The 408-nt window shown below is 51.2% G+C and carries 1 protein-coding gene; it reads left to right on the plus strand.

Annotated features, from left to right (window positions below):
- Positions 1 to 408 (plus strand): solute carrier family 23 protein (locus tag AOQ29_RS07975; protein ID WP_275936579.1); only part of this gene is annotated, 408 nt, incomplete at both ends.

Raw genomic sequence — 408 nt, forward strand, 5'->3', positions numbered from 1 at the left:
CTTGCCCCAACCGTTCTTCTTGGCAACGCCAACTTTTTCATGGTCAGCCAGCTTGACGATGATCATCATTGTCTTGACCGCCATGGTCGAAGCGACCGGGGTGTATTTTGCCCTCGCCGATTTAACTGGTGAAAAATTAAAGCAAAAGGACTTGGCCCGCGGTTACCGCGCCGAAGGTTTGGCAGTTGTCCTCTCTGGAATTTTTAATACCTTCCCTTATTCAACCTTCTCGCAAAACGTGGCCGTCGTCCGCCTCTCTGGCGTTAAGACCAAGCAGCCCATCTACTATGCGGCCAGCTTGCTCATCATCTTGGGTCTCTTGCCAAAGTTCGGCGCCCTCGCCACGATTATTCCATCTGCAGTTTTGGGTGGTGCGATGATGATTATGTTCTCAACAATTGCCGTCCA

Source organism: Fructobacillus ficulneus (assembly GCF_001047075.2).
In the GTDB taxonomy this organism is placed as follows: Bacteria; Bacillota; Bacilli; order Lactobacillales; family Lactobacillaceae; genus Fructobacillus; species Fructobacillus ficulneus.